Source organism: Photobacterium sp. R1, assembly GCF_054600795.1.
Window position 1 is genome coordinate 1 of record NZ_BAAHZP010000403.1, and the last position, 293, is coordinate 293.

1 protein-coding gene is annotated in these 293 nt (G+C 52.2%); it reads right to left on the reverse strand.

Annotation, left to right across the window (positions count from 1 at the left end; translation table 11 throughout):
- Nucleotides 1–293, reverse strand: a 293-nt coding sequence (locus ACYP03_RS25620) for a flagellar hook-basal body complex protein (protein ID WP_459782623.1), incomplete at both ends; no start/stop codon positions are given.

Consider the following 293-nt stretch of genomic DNA (forward strand, 5'->3'; position numbering starts at 1 on the left):
GTAATGCTGACCGCATCTTCCGGCACAACAATTTCAGGCTGCAGCAAGTAACCACCACCTGAGGTCACCATCTGGCCTTCTTCATTGATAGTGAACTGGCCATTTCGGGTGTAGCCTATGTTGCCGTCCGGCAACAGGATCTGAAAGAAGCCATCGCCTTCTATCATCAAGTCCATGGCGTTGTTGGTGGTCTGAGTATTACCCTGGGTAAACACTTTTTGTGTTGCCACCACCTTTGAACCCGCCCCCAGCATCAGACCGGATGGCAAAGTGGTATCCTGAGTGGACTGGCC